Consider the following 19,131-nt stretch of genomic DNA (forward strand, 5'->3'; position numbering starts at 1 on the left):
GCTATGCCAGAACCTCCGAAACCTTTACCGCCCGCCCTTCCTTCAGCGAGCGGTAGGCGGCGTCGGCCAGTGCCAGCGCCTTCAGCCCGTCGTCGCCCGAGGGAGAAGCAGTCTTCCCGCCGCCGATCGCCTCGATAAACGCCGCCATCTCGGCCGCATACGCTTCGGTGTAGCGGGTCATGAAGAAGTCGTGCAGGGGCGGCCTCGTGAACCCCTCGCCCGTGGCGATCTCTATCGATACCGGCCGCTGGTTCTCCGCCGAGATCGCGCCCTTCTCGCCAAGCACCTCGATGCGCTGGTCATAGCCGTAGGTGGCGCGGCGCGAGTTGGAGATGGCGCATTGCTTGCCGGAGGCCGTGGCAAGCACTACCGACACACTGTCGTGGTCGCCCAGTTCGCCGATCTCCGGGTCGACCAGAACAGAGGCCGTCGCGAAGACCGTGTCCGGCTCCTCGCCCAGAAGGAACCGCGCCATATCAAAATCGTGGATCGTCATGTCGCGCAGGATGCCGCCCGATGATTTGATATAGGTCGCCGGCGGCGGTCCCGGATCACGCGAGGTGATCTGCACCATCTCGACCTTACCGATGCTGCCCTCGTCAATGGCCGCACGCACGGCTGAAAAATGCGGGTCGAAGCGGCGGTTGAAGCCGACCATGAGCGTGGTGCCGGTCTCCTCCACCACCTTCAGGCAGGCCTTCACGCGGCCAAGGTCAAGGTCGATGGGCTTCTCGCAGAAAACCGCCTTGCCGGCGCGCGCGAAGCGCTCGATCAGGTCGGCGTGCGTGTCGGTGGGCGTGCAAACCACCACGGCATCGATGTCGTTGGCCGTCTCGATCTCGTCGATCGTGCGCACCGCGCAGCCGTATGTGACCGCGATGGCCTGAGCGGCCTCTGCAAAGGCATCGGCAACCGCCACGAGCTTGGCGTCCGCATTACCGGAGATGGCGCGGGCGTGCACCTTGCCGATGCGCCCGGCGCCCAAAAGAGCAAATTTTACGGTCATTGGTGTTCTTCCTGTTTCGCCTCAAGGGGCAGACGAGCGTTCGCTAGAGCCTATTCAGGATAGGCGCCGGCGACGTTCTGATCGCAGTCGATAATCGCGCCGGTTAGCACGCCCGATTCCGGTGACAAAAGATAGGTGGCGAGCGGCGCGACCTGGGCGGGCTTCACCAACTGCCCGAAGGGTTGCGCGGCTTCCGCCCTTTCCAGCCAGTCGTTGGGTGCGTCGTGAAAGCGCTTCTGGGTGACGTCCTCGCCAGGCGTATCCATCCAGCCGCAAGCGATGGCGTTGCAGCGTATGCGGTCGCGGCGATGCGCCTGCGCGGTGTTTTTCGTGATGTTGGCGAGAGCTGCCTTGGAAGCCGAATACGGCGCCAGATAGGATTGGCCGCAATGGATGACCATGGAGACGATGTTGACGATGGAGGCCGCGATGCGGTGCTCGAGCGCCTGACGCACGAAGGCTTGCATGGTGAAGAAGGGTCCGCGCGCATTGATGTCCATCAGTTTGGCCCAGACTTCCGGTGTCGTATCGAGCAGGGTTCCCCGGTCGCAGCTAGCGGCCGAATTGACCAGCGCGTTGAGCGGCCCGATAAGTCCGCCGGCCTTGTCGATGGCCGCCTGACATTCGTCGACGTTGCCGAGATCGGCAGCGATGAAGTGCGCCTCGCAGCCGAGCTTGGCAAGGTCGGCAACCGCGTGCTCGCCCTTTTTCCGGTCACGGCCGGTTATGACAACGACCGGACTTCCTTCCGCAGCGAGCTGCCGCGCGATAGCGAGCCCCAGCCCCTGGGTGCCGCCGATAATGACAGCACGTGTGTCTTTGTTGCACATGGCAAACCCGCTTGCGCGAACCCAAACAAAGCCCGGCGACGCCGCGACGCCGCCGGGCAGTTGGGGAGGATCAGATATAGCTCGCGTTCTCGTGGACGCCGGTCTTCACGCCGGTGATCAGCGAGACGACCTCGTTGCCGTCGGTCTTGTCGGCCTCCAGCATGCCGGCGATCCTGCCGCGGCGGAACACCCAGATCTTGTCAACCAAGTTGAAGACCTGACGCAGATTGTGGCTGACAAGGATCAGCGGGATGCCCTGCTTCTTCAGACCGCGGATAATGTTCTCGACCTGCGTCGTCTCCTGCACGCCGAGTGCGGCCGTCGGCTCGTCCATGATGATGAGCTTGGAGGCGAAGCTGGCGGCACGGGAGATCGCCACGCACTGGCGCTGGCCGCCCGACATGTTGGCGATGCTGTTGCGCAGGTTGGGAATTTTCACGCCCGTCCGCTCCAGCGCTTCCATCGAGTTCTTGTACATCTTCTTCTCGTTCAGGAAGCTGAAGGGCCCGAGGTTGAAATAGGTCTCCTCGCGGCCGAGGAAGATGTTGGACGGCACGTCGAGGTCGTCAGCAAGCGCCAGGTTCTGGAACACCGCCTCGATGCCGAAGTCGCGCGCGTCGATGGGGCTGTTGAAGGCCACCTCCTTACCGCCGAAGAAGATCTTGCCCGCCGTCGGCTGCTCGACACCAGTGATCTGGCGCACGAAGGTGGACTTGCCGGCACCGTTGTCGCCCACGATGGCCACGTGCTCGCCCTCATGGAGGGTGAAGTCGGCATCCTCGAGCGCATGCACGCCGCCGTAGTATTTGGTCAGACCTTCGGTCTTCAGGACAATGCCGTCATTCGCCATTTTATCCTCCCACTTTCCTGCCGGGATCGGATCATCGCTTCACGGAGTCGATGATCCAATACACCTTTTCTTTGTCGCAATTCCGGACGGAAAACCGATTCCCACCTTCCCTGGAATTGCTCTATCGCGCACTGGTGCGGTATCTCTGGCGGTACACGTCGGCCACCACGGCGGCGACGATGATCGCGCCCATGATCATCTCCTGGTAGTAGGCACTCAGCCTCAGGAAGGTGAAGCCGGAAATGATGACGCCGAAGATGGCGGCACCGATAACCGTGCCGACAATCGAGCCGCGGCCGCCCGAGAGCGACACGCCGCCGATGACGGCCATGGCGATCGCCTGCAGTTCGTACATGGTGCCCATGCCAGCCTGCGCCGTGAGGCCGCGGGCGGCGATGACGATGCCGGCCAACGAGGCCAGCATGCCGGCAATCGCGTACACCATGATCAGATGCCGCTCGACGCTGATGCCGGAGACCCTTGCCGCGCTCTCGTTGGAGCCAATGGCATAGGTGTGCTTGCCGTAGACGGTGTATTTCAGCGCCACGTGGAAAAGCAGGGCAATTGCCAGGAAGATGAAGACCGGCGTCATACCCTGGCCGATGGCGGCGAAGCTGTCGGTGGGGAAAGAGACCGGCTGGCCCCGGGTGTACCACTTGGCGGCGCCGCGCGCGGTGACCATCATGCCCAGCGTGGCGATGAAGGGCGGGATCCGCGTATAGGCGATCAGCGCGCCGTTGATTAGGCCGGCTCCCAGCCCGACACCCAGGCCGATAAGCACGGGGATGATGACCGGCAGGTCCGTAAGGTTGGGATAGACGGCGCGCGGATAGGTGCTCACCTGGGCAAAACTCATGGCGACCATGGCCGTCAAGCCGACGATGGAGCCCGATGAAAGGTCGATGCCGCCGGTGATGATCACCTGCGTCACGCCGATGGCGATGATGCCCACCACCGCGACCTGGAGAATGATGATGCTGAGACGCTGAGCGTTGAACAGGAAGCTCTGCCCCTGGAAAACCCAGCCGAGAATCTCGAAGATGAGCGCGATGCCGACAAGCCCCATAAGCGCATTCAGCTCATGAGAGCGCTGCCGCTTTCCGCCTTCAACCGTTGCCGGCGCGGCAACCGGTTCCGCCTGATTTGTCACCGTTCCTTCGGTCATGACGGCCATACCTCCCTTGGCGGGCGTGCCGGCTTTGGGCCGGCCGCCGTCTGGTCGTGGGGGGGGGGGGGGGGGGCCCCCCCCCCCCCCCCGACAGCTCAGCCTAAGCGTGTCAGTTCATGCTCGTGAACTTTTCCATGTTCTCGGGCGTGACGAGCTGGAAGGGAATATACACCTTCTGGTCGACCTCTTCGCCGCGCACGAGCTTCAGCGCCGTGTCGACCGCGCCCTTGCCCTGGCCCGCCGCATCCTGGAACACGGTCACGTCGAGATCGCCGGCGGCCATGGCGGCCAGCGCATCCTGGGTGGCGTCGACACCGCCGACCAGCATCTCGTCCATGGAAATGCCGGCAGCCTTCATGGACTGGATGGCGCCGATAGCCATCTCGTCATTGTTGGAGACAAGCGCGTCGAACTCGAGACCCGCCGAGAGCCAGTTGGTCATCAGGTCGGCGGCCTCGGTGCGATTCCAATTGGCCGTCTGCTCCTCGACGATCTCCATGAAAGAGCATTCGTCCGTGGCGATCACGTCATGGATGTCCTGGGTGCGCTGACGGGCGGCCTGGTTGGACAGCTCACCCATCATGACGACGATCTTGGCGCCGTCGCCCTTGCCCTGCTCCTTAAGGAGACGGCAGATCTCCTGCGTCTCCAAGGTGCCGGACTCACGCTCATCGGAAGCCACAAAGGCCTGGTTCTCGGGTAGCTCATCAACATTCACCGGCTCGCGGTTGACATAGACCAGCGGTACGCCGGCATCCGCAGCCGCCTTGGTCATGGCGACCGTGGCGTCGGTGTCGACCGGGTTTACGATCACCGCGTCGACGCCGGAGGCGATGAAGTTCTGGATCTGGTTGAGCTGCTTGCCGACGTCGTTCTGCGCGTCTTCGACCTGCAGTTCAACGTCGTCCATCTCGTCGGCGTAGTCCTGCATGCCGTTGCGTAGCACGGTAAGGAAGTTGTCGTCGAACAGCGCCATGGAGACACCGATCGTTTCGGCAAAGGCCGACGTCGTCATCAGCGCCGAAACGGCAGCGCCCAACAAAAGCTTTTTCATCAGATTGCTCCTCCACACGATGGGTGTCCGGTAGCACCCCCTGTTTGGCCGGAATCCCCTTAGCGGGAATCTTTGCGAGAATTTCCAGTGGCTTGCACACCGGGAGCGCGGCGCATTCCGCGCCTCCTCCCTCCTGGAAATAGAACATCACCACCGTTCTACCATCGATATAAAATATTTATTCCATTTTCTGCCGCCACGTCAAGGCGTATTCCGTTTTCTCGTTCGTTTCATGCCGCCCGGCGGCGCGATTGCGCCGTGATATGATCCATGCTGCTGGCGAGCGCGACGCGGAGATCGGGCAACCTGTGGACGGCCTCCGAGAACGGCTCGAATGACAGCGGCCCCTCATAGCCGGCGGCGAGAAGTGCTGCGATCTGGCCGGTATTGTCGAGCCGGTCGTGCTCGTCGACGAGAACGCGATGGCCGTCGCGCATTTCGGCGGTGGCGATGGCGCCGTCGGTGACGCCGGAGATATGCATAAGGCCGGTATGGGCGGCAAAAAGCGCCCTTTCGCCGGCCAGATGATGATGGAACGTATCATGGACGATGCGGAAGGTGTCGCCGGCGCCAAGGGCGTCGATCGCCTCCACCGCCTCGGATTTGTAGCGTAGCGAGGAGGTCTCGAAGCCGAGCGGCTCCACGAGGCCGGCAATCCCGTTCTCGGCCAGAATCGGCCGCAGCGCCTTCAGCGCAATGCGCAGGTTCGCCTGGCGCTCGCCATTCGCCCGGCCCGTGCCGTCGTTGGCGGGCACCAGCACCAGGGCCTCCGCCCCGCACGCCTTCGCATAGGCGATAAGCGCGCGCGCCTCTTCCTCGCGCGCCTCGTCCCAGGCGTTGAAGCGCTGCAGCGCGTTGATGGAAAGGATGCGCAAGCCGCGCGCGGCGGCGGCCTGGGCGACCGCCGCCGGCTCCGTGCCGTCGGCAATGGCGGTGCCGGCGATGTCGTTGCGGATTTCGACGCCGGTTGCGCCGAGCCTCCTGGCCAGGACGAAGAAGTCGGGAATGGAAAGACCTGGTGCGCACATGTGATTGAGCGCGAAAGCAGGGATGTCTGACGTCATGATGGAATCCTCCTTGGCGGGCCGAACGGCGGCCACCGCCTGTGGGCATGAGGATGATCAGCGGACCGCGAGCGGTCAACGCAATCCTGCGAGTAAATCCATCATTTGTGATAGATTCTTATCGGAATCCTATCATCAAGCATCACAAACTTTCCGGTACATGCAGCGCCGGCGTCAGGAATAGCTGGCCCGGCGTCTCCGACGGGCCGTCGCGCACCGCGCTTGCCATGTGGTCCAGCAGCGTGCGGCAGAGAGTGGGGAGCGGCGTGGCGATGGCGGCGACGATCAGATGTTCCTGAAGGGCGGCGGCCGAATCCTGCGTCAGCTCGTTGACGACGACCGAGGGCAGCGGATCGGGCGGCTCATCGCGGAGTGCCGCGATCGCGCCCTCCATGCCGCCGCCGGCGACATAGAAGCCGACGATGTCGGGGTATCGGTCGAGCAGGTTCAGCGTTGCTTCGTATGTGACCTGCCGGGTCTCCAGATTGACCAGCGTCTCCAGGATCTCGAACTGTGGCGCAAATTCGCGGAAGTAGCTGCGGAAGCCGGTTTCGCGCAGCTCGTGCCCGTGCCAGCGGTGGCTGCCGACGAAAACCGCCACCTTGCCGACTTTCGGCGCCGTACGCGAGATAAGCCAAGCGGCCGTGCGCCCGACCTTCAGATTGTTCAAGCCCACATAGCTTTCACGCACCCCTTGGGCGAAGTCGGACAGCAGCGAGAAGACAGGCTTGCCGCTGGCTTTCAATGCACTCACGGCCTGCGTCACGGTGTGATGATCGAGACTGGTGGCGGCGACAGCCTGCGCGCGCTGACCGAGCGCCTCCAGCCGCTCAGCCACCTCCACCGGCGTCTGGCTTTTCACATACTCGACATGCGCGTTGACACGAACGCCCGTGGTTGCCCCGGCCGCCTCCTGCAGAGCCTTTCCGAAGGCCTGGTAGAAGGGCTGCGCCTCCTTCTGCAGGAGGAAGGCGAAGTCCATCTTCGGCAGGTCGGCGGTGATGCGCTGGTGGATGAGTGCGGCGGCGTGATAGCCGATTTCGCTTGCCGCCTCGTAGACCCGGCGCGCCGTCTCCTCGCGGACGCGGTGGCGGCCATTCAAGACCCGATCGACGGTGGCGACGCTGACACCGGCCTCTCTTGCCAGATCGGCGATGGTCGGACGGCGGCCCATCGAACCCCCTTTGATAATGATCTATCAGGAAATCTAATCATGATTTGATGGAAAATGATAGAAAAAATTGCATTCGGCTTGAGGACTCTCACGCCTATGCGTAGCATCAAGGTCATCGGAGGAGGTGCTAGAGAGATGGCCAAACGCGATTACAGCCTTACCGGACCGAACGCCAGCCGCGCCGTCGAAACCGGCCTCGCCTCGGCAGAGTGGTATCACACGGACGTGTCCCGCAAGGAGATGAAGGCGCTGATGAAGCGCAGCGACGGGCCGGCCATCCGCGACACCATCATCTGGCTCGGCGCCACGGTTCTGTTCGCCGTCGCGGCCATCTGGCTGTGGCCGTCCCTCTGGTCGATCCCCTTCTTCCTCGCCTATGGCGTGCTCTACGGCTCGGCCGGCGATTCACGCTGGCACGAATGCGGCCACGGCACTGCCTTCAAGACGCGCTGGATGAACGACGCGGTCTACCAGATCGCCTCGTTCACCATGATGCGCAATCCGGTGACCTGGCGCTGGAGCCATGCGCGCCACCACACCGACACGATCATCGTCGGCAGGGATCCGGAGATCGTCGCCATGCGGCCGCCGGACCTCCTGCGCCTGGCGCTCAACTTCTTCGGCATTCTCGACGTCTGGCATGCCGTGGTCGACATGGTGCGCAATGCGGCCGGTGTCATCAGCGCCGAGGAGAAGACATTTGTCCCGGAACAGGAGCAGCCGAAGGCAATCCGCATCGCCCGCATCTGGGTGGCGATCTACGCCGCCACGGCGGCGGCCGCGGTCTATACCGGCTCAATCCTCCCCTTCCTCATCATCGGCGGCCCGCGGCTGTACGGCGCCTGGCACCATGTGATGACGGGACTTCTGCAGCACGGCGGGCTCGCGGAGGACGTGACCGACCACCGGCTCAACAGCCGCACGGTCTACATGAACCCGGTCAGCCGCTTCATCTACTGGAACATGAACTACCACGTGGAGCACCACATGTTTCCCATGGTGCCCTACCACACGCTGCCGAAGCTGCACGAAATGATCAAGCACGACCTGCCGGCGCCGAACACGTCGATCCTTGACGGCTACCGCGAGATGCTTCCCGCGTTCCTGCGGCAGCTACGCTACGAGGACTACTTCATCAAGCGCGAGTTGCCGCCGACGGCGAAGCCATACCGGGCCGAGTTCCACGACGTGGCACCGCAGGCGGCGGAATAACAAGCAACCAAGGAGGCAAGACATGTCCGAATGGGTGGACGCGTGCGCCGTCGACGATGTGGAGGAAGAGGACCTGATCCGCTTCGACTATGACGGGAAGACCTTCGCCATCTATCGCAGCCCGGACGACGACTTCTTCGCCACGGACGGGATCTGCACACACGAGCATGCGTTTCTCGCCGACGGGCTGGTGATGGACTACATCATCGAGTGCCCGAAGCATAACGGCCGCTTCGACTACCGTACCGGCGAAGCCAAGGGCGCTCCCGTCTGCGTTGACCTGAAGACTTATCCCGTCAAGGTAGAGGACGGCCGCGTCTTCATCGACGTGGCGTGAGCGCCATGGGCGACATTCTCATCATCGGTGCAGGCGAATGTGGCGTGCGCGCCGCCTTCGCGCTGCGCGAGGCGGGGCACGAGGGCGGCATCACGCTGATCGGCGCGGAGCCGCACCTGCCATACGAGCGCCCGCCTCTTTCCAAGACCGCGCCGACGGCGCCGAAGGTCATCGCCGAGGAGGCGCGCTATGCGGAGGCCGAGATCGCGCTGGTGCGCGGCAGCCGTGTGGCAAGCATCGATCGCGCGGAAAGGCGCGTGCGGCTTTCTGACGGCAGCGCCCTTCCCTACGACAAGCTCCTTCTCGCCACCGGTGCGCGGGCACGCCGTTTTCCCGGCATGGAAGCGGCGTTAACACTCCGCAGCCTTGATGACGCGCGCAGTATCCTCGACGCGCTCGGCCCCGGCCTTAAGCTCGCCATCATCGGCGGCGGCTTCATTGGACTTGAGCTTGCCGCCACCGCGCGGAAGCTGGGCGCCGAGGTCACCGTGGTCGAAGCGGCCGAGCGGCTGATGGCGCGCATCGTGCCGGCGGAGATCGCGGAAGCGGTGGCCGGGCGCCACCGGACAGAGGATGTCGAACTGATCCTTGGAACGGGGGTGGCCGAGGTGCGGGAAAACAGCATCACCCTTGCCGATGGGCGCGTGATCGAGGCCGATATGGTGGTGGCCGGCGTCGGTGCGGAGCCGGAGACGCGGCTGGCCGCGGAGGCCGGGCTCGAGATTGCCAACGGCATCGTCGTCGATGGTCGGCTCGCCACCAGCGATCCTCACATCTTCGCCGCCGGCGACTGCTGCTCCTTCCCCCTCAATAGTGCGCGCGTGCGGCTGGAAAGCTGGCGCTGTGCGCAGGACCAGGGAGCGCATGCGGCCCGCGCCATGCTAGGCTGCGAGGACGCCTATGCCCGCGTGCCCTGGTTCTGGTCCGATCAGTACGATCTCACTTTGCAGGTGGCGGGCTTGCCCGACCCATCGCTCGGCCATGTCCGCCGCGATCTCGGCGACGGCGCCTTCATCCTATTCCAGCAAGACGACACCGGACGCCTCGTCTTTGCGAGCGGAGTGGGGAGCGGCAATGCCGTCGCCAAGGATATCAGGCTCGCTGAGATGATCATAGAAAAAGGCATCAGGCCGGACCCGGCGCAGTTGAAGGATCCGGCGGTCAATTTAAAAACGGTTTTGAAGGGGGTGCCGGCATGAAGAGGCCCAACAGGAAGACCATTGCGGACCTGCGCGCGCTGCGCGGCCGGCGCCAGCTTGCCATGCTGCGCGTGGAAACGTTGGAAGAGGCCGAGGCGGCGGAGCGGGCGGAGATCGACATGGTGTCGGTACCGCCCTCCATGATGCTCGACCCCGCCTTCCGGGAGGTCGCGCCCACCGTCTTCGCCGTCCCCGGCGACAACTTCTTCGAGATCGGTACGACCGACGATTTCATCCGCTGGGCTTTCCGCCTCTATAAGGCGGGGGCGGACGCCGTCTACTGCTCGGCCGGCACGGAGACCGTCCGCCGGCTCGCCGAGGAGGGTATTCCCGTTTGCGGCCATGTCGGCCTCATCCCCTCCAAGGCCACCTGGACCGGCGGCTTCAAGGCCGTCGGCAAGACGTTTGAGACGGCGCAACTCGTCTGGAGCCAGGTCAAGGCGCTGGAGGAAGCCGGGGCGTTTGCGGCGGAGATCGAGGTAGTGCCGGAGGCGATCGCCAGCGAGATTTCCAAGCGCACCTCTCTCTTCATGATCTCCATGGGCGCCGGCGCCGGCTGCGATGCGCAGTATCTCTTCTCCGATGACGTGCTGGGCGCCAACACAAGCCATGTGCCGCGCCACGCCAAGACCTACCGCAACTTCGCCGCCGAATACGCCCGCCTGCAGGCGGAGCGCATCGGCGCCTATCGCGAATTCGCCGACGACGTGCGCTCAGGCGCCTACCCGCAGGCCGGGCACAAGGTGGAGGCGGACGGGGAAACAGTCTCCCGCTTCCGTGATTGGCTGGAGGCGCAATAGGGGATAGATACACCTGAACCCGCGCCTCGTCCTCCAGCACCTACCGAGACCAGCCCATGAGCGAAAAGACCTTCGACATCAATCTCTCCTGCGAGGACCGGCCGGGCATTGTCTCCGCCGTCACCACCGAGCTTGCCGCGCTCGGCGCCAACATCGCCGAGTCGAACCAGTTTTGGGACCGGCAGACCAACCGCTTCTTCATGCGCATTTCGTTCACCACGCCCGACGGCGTGGAGCGCGACGCGATTGCCCGCGCGCTGGAGCCGGCCATCGCCCGCTTCGACATGAAGACAGCGCTCGCCAATCGCTCGCGGCGGCCGAAAATCATCATCATGATCTCGAAATTCGACCACGCGCTTCTCCACCTCCTCTACCAGATCCGCGTCGGCTGGCTCGACGCCGAGGTGGTCGCCATCGTCTCCAACCACGAGGATTCTCGACGGACGGCAGAGGCGGAGGACATCCCCTATCACCACTGGCCCGTGACCAGGGAGAACAAGGCCGAGCAGGAGGAGAGGCTGCTTGCGCTGGTAAAGGAGACGGGTGCCGACCTCGTTGTGCTAGCCCGCTATATGCAGGTGCTCTCCAATGAATTGTCGAATCGGCTCTTCGGCAAGATCATCAACATCCACCACTCCTTCCTGCCAAGCTTCAAGGGGGCAAAACCCTATCACCAGGCGCATGAGCGCGGGGTGAAGCTCATCGGCGCCACGGCGCACTACGTGACGCCGGACCTCGACGAGGGGCCGATCATCGAGCAGGAGACGGAGCGGGTGACGCATGCCATGAGCGCGGAGGATTTCGTGGCGGCGGGGCGGGATATCGAAAGCCGCGTGCTGGCGCGGGCGGTGAAGCTGCACCTGGAAAGCCGGGTGATGCTCAACGGGCACAAGACGGTGGTGTTCGCGAAGGGGTAGAGGGGCAGTATGCTGCCGCCCCCAAACACTCCTCACCCAATCTCGATTTCGCACCAATGCCGATACGGCCGCTCCGGCGTCACCACCGGGTTCGGGAAATGCGGATTGTTGATGGCGTCGGGGAAATTCTGATCTTCCAGGCACAGGCCCCCGAAGCGCGGATAGTGGCGCCCGGCGAGCCCGGGAACGGGAATGCTCATCATTCCGCCGGTGTAGACCTGCAGCCCCGGCTGATCCGTCTTCAGGGTCAGCGTCAGAGAGCCGTCCGGCGCCGCAACGGTCGCCACGGGCAGGGAGGGATCGCGGCCCGTATCGAGCACGAGATTGAAGTCGTAGGCGATGGGATCGCCTGTCTCGTCACTCAAGCGGCGCGGCGCACGGAAATCGAGAGGGGTGCCGACAACAGGCTTGATCTCGCCGGTCGGGATCAGCCCCTCGCCCAGCACCGTATAGGCGCCGGCAGGGACCTGAAGCGTGTGGCCGCCGATATCGCCCTCGTCCACCAGGTTGAAGTAGTTGTGCTGGACGATGTTGACCGGTGTCGGCTGGTCGGTCTCGGCTGAAAAGTCGATGCGCAGCGCATTGCCGGTGAGCCGGTAGGTGACGGCGATGTCGAGCCGACCCGGATATCCCATCTCTCCGTCCGGACTGGTGAGCGACAGGCGCACCGCCTGCTTGTCCAGCACCTCCATGTCCCACACCTGCCGGCCGATGCCCCTTGGGCCCCCATGCAGGTGGTTCGGCCCCTCGTTCGCCGGAAGGCGGTATTCCCGCCCGTCGAGCACGAAGCGTGAGCCGCTTATGCGGTTCGCCACGCGGCCGCAGATGGCGCCGAAGGAAGGACTGTGATCGGGATAGTCCTCGATGCGGTCGAAGCCCAGCACGACCGAACGCATGCCGCCCGCGACCGGAACCTGCCAGTCGCGGATTACGGCGCCATAGCTGATAACAGCGATCTTGACGCCAGTGGCACTTTCAAGCGTCGTCTCCAGAACGTCGCGCCCTTCATAGGTGCCGATCTTTTTCAATTCGTCCGTCATCGTCCCCTCACATATCCGAAGCAGGAAGAGGAATCGGCGAGAATGGGGCCGCCGTCAATACGGCACCAACGGAGCTGCCGGCCCGGAGCTCTGGCGGGCCACCAGTTCCACCGGCAGTACCTCATGCACGGCGGGTGCAGCCACCATGCCGGTGCCGATACGCTCGATGAGCAGCTTGGCGGCCTCGGCGCCGATATCGTTGCGCGGCTGATGGATGGTCGTGAGCGGCGGGATGAAGCGGCGGGCGATGTCGATGTCGTCGAAGCCGACCACCGACACATCCCGCGGCACGGAATAGCCCTCCATGCTCAGTTCCGAGATGAAGCCGCAGGCCATCTGGTCACTGGCGCAGAAGACGGCCGTCGGCCTCTCCTGAAGCGCCAGCCACGCCCGCGCCGCCGCGACGCCCGACTGAAGCGAGAAGTCACCGTCGAAAAACCACTCCGGAACGATCTGAAGGCCGAGTTCCTTCAAGGCAGCGCGGGTGCCCTGGAGCCGTGCGCTTGTCAGCACGTTGCCCTGCGGGCCCCGCACGTGGCCGATGCGGCGGTGGCCCAGGTTGTGAAGATGACGGACGGCCATGGCCGCGCCTGCGGCATTGTCGATCACCACCTTGGAGAACAGGCCGCCGGCCATCCATTCGCAGGCGAAAACGATCGGCGGCAGGCCGTTGGATCCGTCCAGCCGCTCCAGCAGCGCACGCGGAAGGGAGCCGTCGAGCGAGATCAGGCCGTCGGCACGGGTGTTGTGAAGGTAGGTGAAGAGCTGCCCTTCCTCGGCATGCGGCTGCTTGGTGTCGACGATCAGCACGGAGAAGCCGGCCGGGGCAGCAACATGCTCTATGCCGGCCAGGATGCGCGAGAAGAAGGGGTTGCCGAGGTCGGGCACCATGACGACGATGGCACCGGTGCGCCGCCGCCTCAGATTCCGCGCCGTCAGATTAATCTGGTAGCCGGTGCGGCGGACAGCATCGAAGACCGCCTCACGCGTCGCCTCGGAGACGACGGAAGGGGTGCTGATTGCCCGGCTGACGGTCGCGGTCGACACCCCCGCAAGCCGGGCTATATCCTGAATATTTGGCGTCTTTCTTTCCAATGGCCCTATTTCATCCGAATCACGAAAAAAATAATTGGTTCACATGGGAAAAAGGGTTGACACCCCTGCCACTGCAAATCAAGCTAGTATGTAATCGATTACAAATTGCAGGATCAAGCGATTTTAATCGATTACATCGGCGTGGAGGTCGATGTGTCTGGTTTTCGGGTCCAGCCCTGGACATCCGAACGGGAGGAAAAGAAATGAAGTCTTTCAAAGCATTCTTGACTGCATCCACATTTCTAGGGGCCATTACGGCGGCGCAAGCCACCGATCTTGAGGTCACCCACTGGTGGACGTCCGGCGGCGAGTCCGCGGCCGTGGCCGAGTTCGCCAAGGCATTCGACGCCACAGGAAACAAGTGGGTCGACGGCGCCATCGCGGGCGGCGGCAGCACGGCCCGGCCGATCATGATCAGCCGCATTACCGGCGGCGATCCGATGGGTGCGACGCAGTTCAACCATGGCCGGCAGGCCGAGGAACTGGTCGAGGCCGGTCTCATGCGGGATTTGACCGACGTCGCCGAATCCGAGGGCTGGGCCGACGTGATCGCGGCGCCGTCGCTGCTCGAGAGTTGCACGCTCGACGGCAAGATTTATTGCGTGCCGGTCAACATCCACTCCTGGCAGTGGCTCTGGCTGTCGAACAAGGCGTTCGAGGATGCGGGAATCCCGGTCCCGACCAACTGGGACGAGTTCGTGGCCGCAGCGCCGAAGCTGCGCGAGGCGGGCAAGGTGCCGCTGGCGATGGGCGGGCAGCCCTGGCAGCGCTCCGGTGCTTTCAACGTGCTCATGAACGCGCTCGGCGGTAAGGATCTGACCCTCAAGGTCTATCAGGACAAGGACGCCGAGGCCGCAGCGGGACCGGAAGTGGCCAAGATATTCGCCGCCGCCGCAGATGCGCGGGAAATGGCCCAGGGCTCCAACGTGCAGGACTGGAACCAGGCCACGAACATGGTGATCACCGATCAGGCGGGCGGCCAGATCATGGGTGACTGGGCGCAGGGCGAGTTCCAGGTCGCGGGCGAGGTTGCAGGTGAGGACTACACCTGCCTACCCGGGCTCGGGGTCAACGAGATCATCTCCACCGACGGCGACGCGTTCTACTTCCCCGTTATCGATGACGAGGCGCAGAGCAAGGCGCAAGAGGAACTGGCCTCCGTCATGTTCGACGCCAAGACGCAGGTCGCCTTCAACCTCAAGAAGGGTTCGCTGCCGATCCGCGCGGATGTCGATCTCGACGCAGCCAACGACTGCATGAAGAAGGGACTGACGATCCTTGCCGAGGGCGGCGTCGTCACCTCGGTGAACCAGCTGGTAAGCCCCGACACCAACACGCAGATCGAGGGGCTGATGACCGAGTTCTTCAGCGACACGAACATCACCCCTGAAGACGCGCAGGCGCGCTTCGCCGAAATCATCGCCAACGCCGACTGACGCCGCGATGACCTGACTGACCGCCGGACACGCTCCGGCGGTCATCCACACACAATCGGCACACCCCGGGGGAGACGTCGCATGCCGTCCACTCGTCCGAACCAGCTTTTCCGGAACCTCAACGCGAAGATTGCATCGATCCCGATGATCCTGACTGCCGTCGTGGTCTTCCTTGGCGGCACGGTGTGGACCGTCGTTTACTCCTTCACCGATTCCAAGCTCCTGCCGCGCATGCGCTGGGTGGGCTTAGATCAGTACGAGCGGCTCTGGAACACCAGCCGCTGGCTGATCTCGATCGAAAATCTGCTGATCTTCGGCATCCTGGTGCTTATCTTCAGCCTAGTCATCGGCTTCGTGCTTGCGGCGCTGCTCGACCAGAAGATCCGCTTCGAGGACACCTTCAGGACGATTTTCCTCTACCCCTTCGCGCTCTCTTTCATCGTCACCGGGCTCGTCTGGCAGTGGCTGCTGAACCCCGACTTCGGCGTGCAGAGTGTCATCCGCAGCCTTGGCTTCGAAAACTTCAACTTCGATCCCCTCTACAACGCCGACATCGTTATCTACGGCATCCTGATCGCCGCGCTCTGGCAGGGCACCGGCCTCGTCATGGTGCTGATGCTCGCGGGACTGCGCGGCATTGACGAAGACATATGGAAGGCTGCCCGCGTCGATGGCATTCCGATGTGGAAGACCTACCTCTTCATCGTCATCCCGATGATGCGACCAATCTTCATTACGACGCTGGTGATCATCACGACCGGCATCGTCAAGGTTTACGACCTCGTGGTCGCTCAAACCGGCGGGGGCCCCGGCATCGCCTCGGAGGTGCCCGCGAAGTATGTCTACGACATGATGTTCCTGAGCCAGAACCTCGGCCAGGGATTTGCGGCTTCGACCATAATGCTGCTGACTGTCATGATTGTCGTTATCCCCTGGGCCTATCTCGAATTCGGCGGAAAGGGGAAACGTCATGGCTGACGTGGGTTTGATAGATCATGCCGGCACAGACGCCCGTGTGGATTCCAAAGCGCTGGAAGGGCCGCGAGGCGCCCGCCCGCGCCGCGTGCTCTCCCGCCGCAACATTATCCTCTACGGCACGCTCTTCGTCGTCGCGGCCTACTATCTTCTGCCCCTTTACGTGATGGTCGTCACCTCACTGAAAGGCATGCCGGAGATCCGCCTCGGCAACGTCTTCTCCCCACCAATGGAGATCACCTTCGAGCCATGGGTGAAGGCCTGGGCCACCGCCTGCACGGGGCTCAATTGCGACGGCCTTTCGCGCGGCTTCTGGAATTCGGTCAGGATCACGATCCCCTCGGTCATCCTGTCCATCGCCATCGCTTCGGTAAACGGCTACGCGCTTTCCCTATGGCGCTTCAAGGGTGCCAATCTCTTCTTCACGATTCTCATCGTCGGCGCCTTCATCCCCTACCAGGTGATGCTCTATCCGATTGTCATCATCCTGCGTGAAATGGGTATCTACGGGACGCTGACCGGTCTGGTTCTGGTCCACACGATCTTCGGCATGCCGATCCTGACGCTTCTGTTCCGAAACTATTTCGCTTCGGTGCCTGAAGAGCTGTTCAAGGCTGCGCGCGTCGACGGCGCGGGCTTCTGGGGCATCTATTTCAAGATCATGCTGCCGATGAGCCTGCCCATCTTCGTCGTCGCCATGATCCTGCAGGTGACGGGCATCTGGAACGACTTCCTGTTCGGCGTGGTCTACACCAAACCCGGTGTCTACCCGATGACCGTCCAGCTCAACAACATCGTCAACTCCGTGCAGGGGGTGAAGGAATACAACGTCAATATGGCGGCCACGATCATCACTGGTCTGGTGCCGCTGATCGTCTATTTCGCCTCCGGAAAACTGTTTGTCCGCGGCATCGCCGCCGGCGCCGTGAAGGGATGATCCATGGCCAGCGTCTCGGTTAAGAACCTCGACCTCAGCTTCGGCGACATAAAGGTTCTGCAGAACCTCAACCTTGAGATCGACAAAGGCGAGTTCCTGGTCCTCCTCGGCTCGTCGGGCTGCGGCAAGTCCACGCTCTTGAACTGCATAGCCGGCCTCCTCGACATCACCGACGGACAGATTTTCATCTCGGACCGCAATGTGACCTGGGAGCAGCCCAAGGACCGCGGCATCGGCATGGTCTTCCAATCCTACGCGCTCTACCCGCAGATGACGGTGGAGGGGAACCTTGCCTTCGGGCTGAAGAATGCCCGCGTGCCGAAGGACGAGATCGAGAAGCGCATCGCCCGCGCGGCGCAACTGCTCCACATCGAGCCGCTCCTGAAGCGCAAGCCGGCGCAGCTTTCGGGCGGCCAGCGCCAGCGCGTCGCCATCGGCCGGGCGCTGGTGCGGGATGTCGATGTGTTCCTCTTCGACGAGCCCTTGTCAAACCTCGACGCCAAGCTCAGGGCCGAACTCAGGGTGGAGATCAAGCGCCTGCACCAGCGGCTCGAGAACACCACCATGATCTACGTCACGCATGACCAGATCGAGGCGATGACGCTCGCCGACCGCATCGCCATTATGCGCGCCGGCGCCATCCAGCAGCTCGCCGATCCCGCGACCATCTACAACAAGCCTTACAACAGATACGTCGCCGGCTTCATCGGCTCGCCCAGCATCAACTTCATCGACGGCACGATCGAGGTGGCGAGCGACCCTGTCTTCAAGGCTGGCGACACGACGATCGACCTTTCCCGCTACGCCTTCTCCGGCAACGGCCCCAAGCCCGGCGCGGTCACCTTCGGCATCCGGCCGGAGCACATTTTCATGGACAAGGCGGCCACCGACGAACCCTTCAGGGCCGACGTGGAGGTTGACGTGGTCGAGCCGATGGGCGCCGACACGCTGGTTTGGTCGACACTCGACGGCCACGAACTGCGCTTCCGCGTCGATGGCCAGACGCCGCTCAGGAAGGGCGATCGGGTGAAGGTCGGCTTCGATCCGGCACGGGCGTCCATCTTCGACGCCGAGACGGAAATGCGCCTTTGAGGCGGAGGGGATTGGGTGAGATCAAGATGATTGGAGAACCGGGCGCGACAGGGCGCCGTCATTGTCATTTAGCCAGACCTGCATAGCAACATCGCACGACGCGGTCCGACACCCACTGCCTTGGCTTCTTCCGGCCAAAGATTCCAATTGGACATCCTTCCAAGGCTGCCAAACTTAGGAGAACTCCATGACCAGCTTTTCCTACCAGCTCTATTCCTCCCGCGAATTCCCACCCCTTTCCGACACGCTCAAGATGCTCAAGAAGCTGGGCTACGCCCAGGTCGAAGGCTATGGGGGTGTCTATGGTGACCTCCCTGCCCTCAAGTCAGCGCTATCGGAAACGGGTCTTGTCATGGCGTCGGGCCATTTCGGCCTGGACGCTCTGGAGAACGAACCGGACCAAGTGCTGGAACTCGCCCGCACCGTGGGCATGAAGGCCGTCTACTGCCCGTTCCTGATGCCCGACCAGCGTCCGGAGGATGCCGCCGGCTATGCCCGCTTCGGAGAGCGGCTGCAGAAGGCAGGTGAGCCGTTGGTGAAGACCGGCCTGACTTTCGGCTGGCATAACCACGACTTCGAGTTCCGCGCGCTGCCGGATGGTGCCATCCCGCAGGCCGAGATCTTCAAGGGGGGTCCGGATCTTTCCTGGGAAGCCGACATCGCCTGGATCGTGCGCGGCGGCGCCGACCCCCTCGCATGGATCGACAGCCATGGCGACCGCATCTCGGCCGTTCACGTCAAGGACATCGCGCCGGCGGGCGAGAATGCCGACGAGGACGGCTGGGCCGATGTCGGCACGGGCACCATGGACTGGAAAGCGATCATGGACGCCGTACGGCAGAGGACGAAGGCTCAGCTCTTCATCATGGAGCATGACAAGCCGAGCGACCACGAGCGTTTCGCACGCCGGTCGATCGAAAACGCGAGCAAGTTTTAAACGAGGTT

General features: G+C 63.4%; 19 protein-coding genes. 10 read left to right on the forward strand and 9 right to left on the reverse strand.

What is annotated here, in order from left to right; all coding sequences use genetic code 11:
• Position 1: 1 nt before the first annotated feature.
• The 7 genes from iolG to N5A92_RS02025 all read right to left on the reverse strand — a co-directional run bounded on the left by iolG (position 2) and on the right by N5A92_RS02025 (position 7,146).
• On the reverse strand, positions 2-1,006 hold the full coding sequence (gene iolG, locus N5A92_RS01995) for an inositol 2-dehydrogenase (protein WP_260900138.1): 1,005 nt from the start codon (positions 1,004-1,006) through the stop codon (positions 2-4).
• Between the two features lie 50 nt (positions 1,007-1,056).
• Positions 1,057-1,836: an SDR family oxidoreductase gene (locus N5A92_RS02000; RefSeq protein ID WP_260900139.1), complete on the reverse strand. Its 780-nt coding sequence runs from the start codon at positions 1,834-1,836 to the stop codon at positions 1,057-1,059.
• A gap of 70 nt (positions 1,837-1,906) precedes the next feature.
• Positions 1,907-2,686, reverse strand: a complete 780-nt coding sequence (locus N5A92_RS02005; protein WP_260900140.1) for an ATP-binding cassette domain-containing protein — start codon at positions 2,684-2,686, stop codon at positions 1,907-1,909.
• A gap of 121 nt (positions 2,687-2,807) precedes the next feature.
• Positions 2,808-3,851: an ABC transporter permease gene (locus tag N5A92_RS02010; RefSeq protein WP_260900141.1), complete on the reverse strand. Its 1,044-nt coding sequence runs from the start codon at positions 3,849-3,851 to the stop codon at positions 2,808-2,810.
• Between the two features lie 112 nt (positions 3,852-3,963).
• Positions 3,964-4,908: a sugar ABC transporter substrate-binding protein gene (locus N5A92_RS02015; RefSeq protein ID WP_260900142.1), complete on the reverse strand. Its 945-nt coding sequence runs from the start codon at positions 4,906-4,908 to the stop codon at positions 3,964-3,966.
• A 230-nt stretch (positions 4,909-5,138) separates the two neighbouring features.
• A complete protein-coding gene (locus N5A92_RS02020) occupies positions 5,139-5,972 on the reverse strand; it encodes a TIM barrel protein (RefSeq protein WP_260900143.1) in 834 nt (277 codons plus the stop codon).
• 142 nt (positions 5,973-6,114) lie between these two features.
• Entirely contained in the window at positions 6,115-7,146 is a 1,032-nt protein-coding gene (locus N5A92_RS02025) for a LacI family DNA-binding transcriptional regulator (protein WP_260900144.1), read from the reverse strand.
• Between the two features lie 135 nt (positions 7,147-7,281).
• Here N5A92_RS02025 and N5A92_RS02030 point away from each other — a divergent pair, with 135 nt between their 5' ends.
• From N5A92_RS02030 to purU, 5 genes are read left to right on the forward strand one after another with little or no spacing between them, the layout of a single operon-like run.
• The gene (locus N5A92_RS02030; RefSeq protein WP_260900145.1) at positions 7,282-8,358 is read left to right on the forward strand and encodes a fatty acid desaturase family protein; all 1,077 of its coding nucleotides are present in this window, start codon (positions 7,282-7,284) and stop codon (positions 8,356-8,358) included.
• 22 nt (positions 8,359-8,380) lie between these two features.
• Entirely contained in the window at positions 8,381-8,695 is a 315-nt protein-coding gene (locus N5A92_RS02035; protein ID WP_260900146.1) for a MocE family 2Fe-2S type ferredoxin, read from the forward strand.
• A 5-nt stretch (positions 8,696-8,700) separates the two neighbouring features.
• Positions 8,701-9,894 carry an NAD(P)/FAD-dependent oxidoreductase gene (locus tag N5A92_RS02040; protein WP_260900147.1) on the forward strand — a complete coding sequence of 398 codons (1,194 nt, stop codon included), beginning with the start codon at positions 8,701-8,703 and terminating at the stop codon, positions 9,892-9,894.
• A complete protein-coding gene (locus N5A92_RS02045) occupies positions 9,891-10,694 on the forward strand; it encodes a 3-methyl-2-oxobutanoate hydroxymethyltransferase (RefSeq protein ID WP_260900148.1) in 804 nt (267 codons plus the stop codon). The genes N5A92_RS02040 and N5A92_RS02045 overlap by 4 nt, the downstream gene beginning before the upstream one ends.
• 56 nt (positions 10,695-10,750) lie before the next feature.
• Positions 10,751-11,611 carry a formyltetrahydrofolate deformylase gene (gene purU / locus N5A92_RS02050; RefSeq protein ID WP_260900149.1) on the forward strand — a complete coding sequence of 287 codons (861 nt, stop codon included), beginning with the start codon at positions 10,751-10,753 and terminating at the stop codon, positions 11,609-11,611.
• 32 nt (positions 11,612-11,643) lie between these two features.
• Here purU and N5A92_RS02055 read toward each other — a convergent pair whose 3' ends face one another.
• Together N5A92_RS02055 and N5A92_RS02060 are read right to left on the reverse strand one after the other, a co-directional pair.
• A complete protein-coding gene (locus N5A92_RS02055) occupies positions 11,644-12,651 on the reverse strand; it encodes an aldose epimerase family protein (RefSeq protein ID WP_260900150.1) in 1,008 nt (335 codons plus the stop codon).
• A 54-nt stretch (positions 12,652-12,705) separates the two neighbouring features.
• Positions 12,706-13,746: a LacI family DNA-binding transcriptional regulator gene (locus tag N5A92_RS02060; protein ID WP_260900152.1), complete on the reverse strand. Its 1,041-nt coding sequence runs from the start codon at positions 13,744-13,746 to the stop codon at positions 12,706-12,708.
• A 203-nt stretch (positions 13,747-13,949) separates the two neighbouring features.
• On the opposite strand from N5A92_RS02060, the gene N5A92_RS02065 reads away from it, so the two are divergent.
• From N5A92_RS02065 to N5A92_RS02085, 5 genes are all read left to right on the forward strand, one after another.
• Positions 13,950-15,182 (forward strand): ABC transporter substrate-binding protein, encoded by a 1,233-nt coding sequence (locus N5A92_RS02065; protein ID WP_260900153.1) that lies wholly within the window; start codon positions 13,950-13,952, stop codon positions 15,180-15,182.
• Between the two features lie 81 nt (positions 15,183-15,263).
• On the forward strand, positions 15,264-16,160 hold the full coding sequence (locus N5A92_RS02070) for a carbohydrate ABC transporter permease (RefSeq protein ID WP_260900154.1): 897 nt from the start codon (positions 15,264-15,266) through the stop codon (positions 16,158-16,160).
• Positions 16,153-17,094, forward strand: a complete 942-nt coding sequence (locus tag N5A92_RS02075; RefSeq protein ID WP_260900155.1) for a carbohydrate ABC transporter permease — start codon at positions 16,153-16,155, stop codon at positions 17,092-17,094. The genes N5A92_RS02070 and N5A92_RS02075 overlap by 8 nt, the downstream gene beginning before the upstream one ends.
• A 3-nt stretch (positions 17,095-17,097) precedes the next feature.
• A complete protein-coding gene (locus N5A92_RS02080) occupies positions 17,098-18,186 on the forward strand; it encodes an ABC transporter ATP-binding protein (protein WP_260900156.1) in 1,089 nt (362 codons plus the stop codon).
• Between the two features lie 187 nt (positions 18,187-18,373).
• Entirely contained in the window at positions 18,374-19,123 is a 750-nt protein-coding gene (locus tag N5A92_RS02085; RefSeq protein WP_260900157.1) for a sugar phosphate isomerase/epimerase family protein, read from the forward strand.
• Positions 19,124-19,131: the final 8 nt, after the last annotated feature.

The sequence above is a fragment of the Chelativorans salis genome (assembly GCF_025336525.1).
Taxonomy (GTDB): Bacteria; Pseudomonadota; Alphaproteobacteria; order Rhizobiales; family Rhizobiaceae; genus Chelativorans; species Chelativorans salis.

Bases quoted from the DNA above. Each gene is read 5' to 3' on its own strand.
- N5A92_RS02005 (WP_260900140.1), bottom strand. From the start codon at position 2,686: ATGGCGAATGACGGCATTGTCCTGAAGACCGAAGGTCTGACCAAATAC.
- N5A92_RS02025 (WP_260900144.1), bottom strand. From the start codon at position 7,146: ATGGGCCGCCGTCCGACCATCGCCGATCTGGCAAGAGAGGCCGGTGTC.
- N5A92_RS02080 (WP_260900156.1), top strand. From the start codon at position 17,098: ATGGCCAGCGTCTCGGTTAAGAACCTCGACCTCAGCTTCGGCGACATA.
- N5A92_RS02070 (WP_260900154.1), top strand. From the start codon at position 15,264: ATGCCGTCCACTCGTCCGAACCAGCTTTTCCGGAACCTCAACGCGAAG.
- N5A92_RS02015 (WP_260900142.1), bottom strand. From the start codon at position 4,908: ATGAAAAAGCTTTTGTTGGGCGCTGCCGTTTCGGCGCTGATGACGACG.
- N5A92_RS02055 (WP_260900150.1), bottom strand. From the start codon at position 12,651: ATGACGGACGAATTGAAAAAGATCGGCACCTATGAAGGGCGCGACGTT.
- N5A92_RS02020 (WP_260900143.1), bottom strand. From the start codon at position 5,972: ATGACGTCAGACATCCCTGCTTTCGCGCTCAATCACATGTGCGCACCA.
- purU (WP_260900149.1), top strand. From the start codon at position 10,751: ATGAGCGAAAAGACCTTCGACATCAATCTCTCCTGCGAGGACCGGCCG.
- N5A92_RS02075 (WP_260900155.1), top strand. From the start codon at position 16,153: ATGGCTGACGTGGGTTTGATAGATCATGCCGGCACAGACGCCCGTGTG.
- N5A92_RS02010 (WP_260900141.1), bottom strand. From the start codon at position 3,851: ATGACCGAAGGAACGGTGACAAATCAGGCGGAACCGGTTGCCGCGCCG.
- N5A92_RS02045 (WP_260900148.1), top strand. From the start codon at position 9,891: ATGAAGAGGCCCAACAGGAAGACCATTGCGGACCTGCGCGCGCTGCGC.
- iolG (WP_260900138.1), bottom strand. From the start codon at position 1,006: ATGACCGTAAAATTTGCTCTTTTGGGCGCCGGGCGCATCGGCAAGGTG.
- N5A92_RS02030 (WP_260900145.1), top strand. From the start codon at position 7,282: ATGGCCAAACGCGATTACAGCCTTACCGGACCGAACGCCAGCCGCGCC.
- N5A92_RS02035 (WP_260900146.1), top strand. From the start codon at position 8,381: ATGTCCGAATGGGTGGACGCGTGCGCCGTCGACGATGTGGAGGAAGAG.
- N5A92_RS02040 (WP_260900147.1), top strand. From the start codon at position 8,701: ATGGGCGACATTCTCATCATCGGTGCAGGCGAATGTGGCGTGCGCGCC.
- N5A92_RS02065 (WP_260900153.1), top strand. From the start codon at position 13,950: ATGAAGTCTTTCAAAGCATTCTTGACTGCATCCACATTTCTAGGGGCC.
- N5A92_RS02085 (WP_260900157.1), top strand. From the start codon at position 18,374: ATGACCAGCTTTTCCTACCAGCTCTATTCCTCCCGCGAATTCCCACCC.
- N5A92_RS02000 (WP_260900139.1), bottom strand. From the start codon at position 1,836: ATGTGCAACAAAGACACACGTGCTGTCATTATCGGCGGCACCCAGGGG.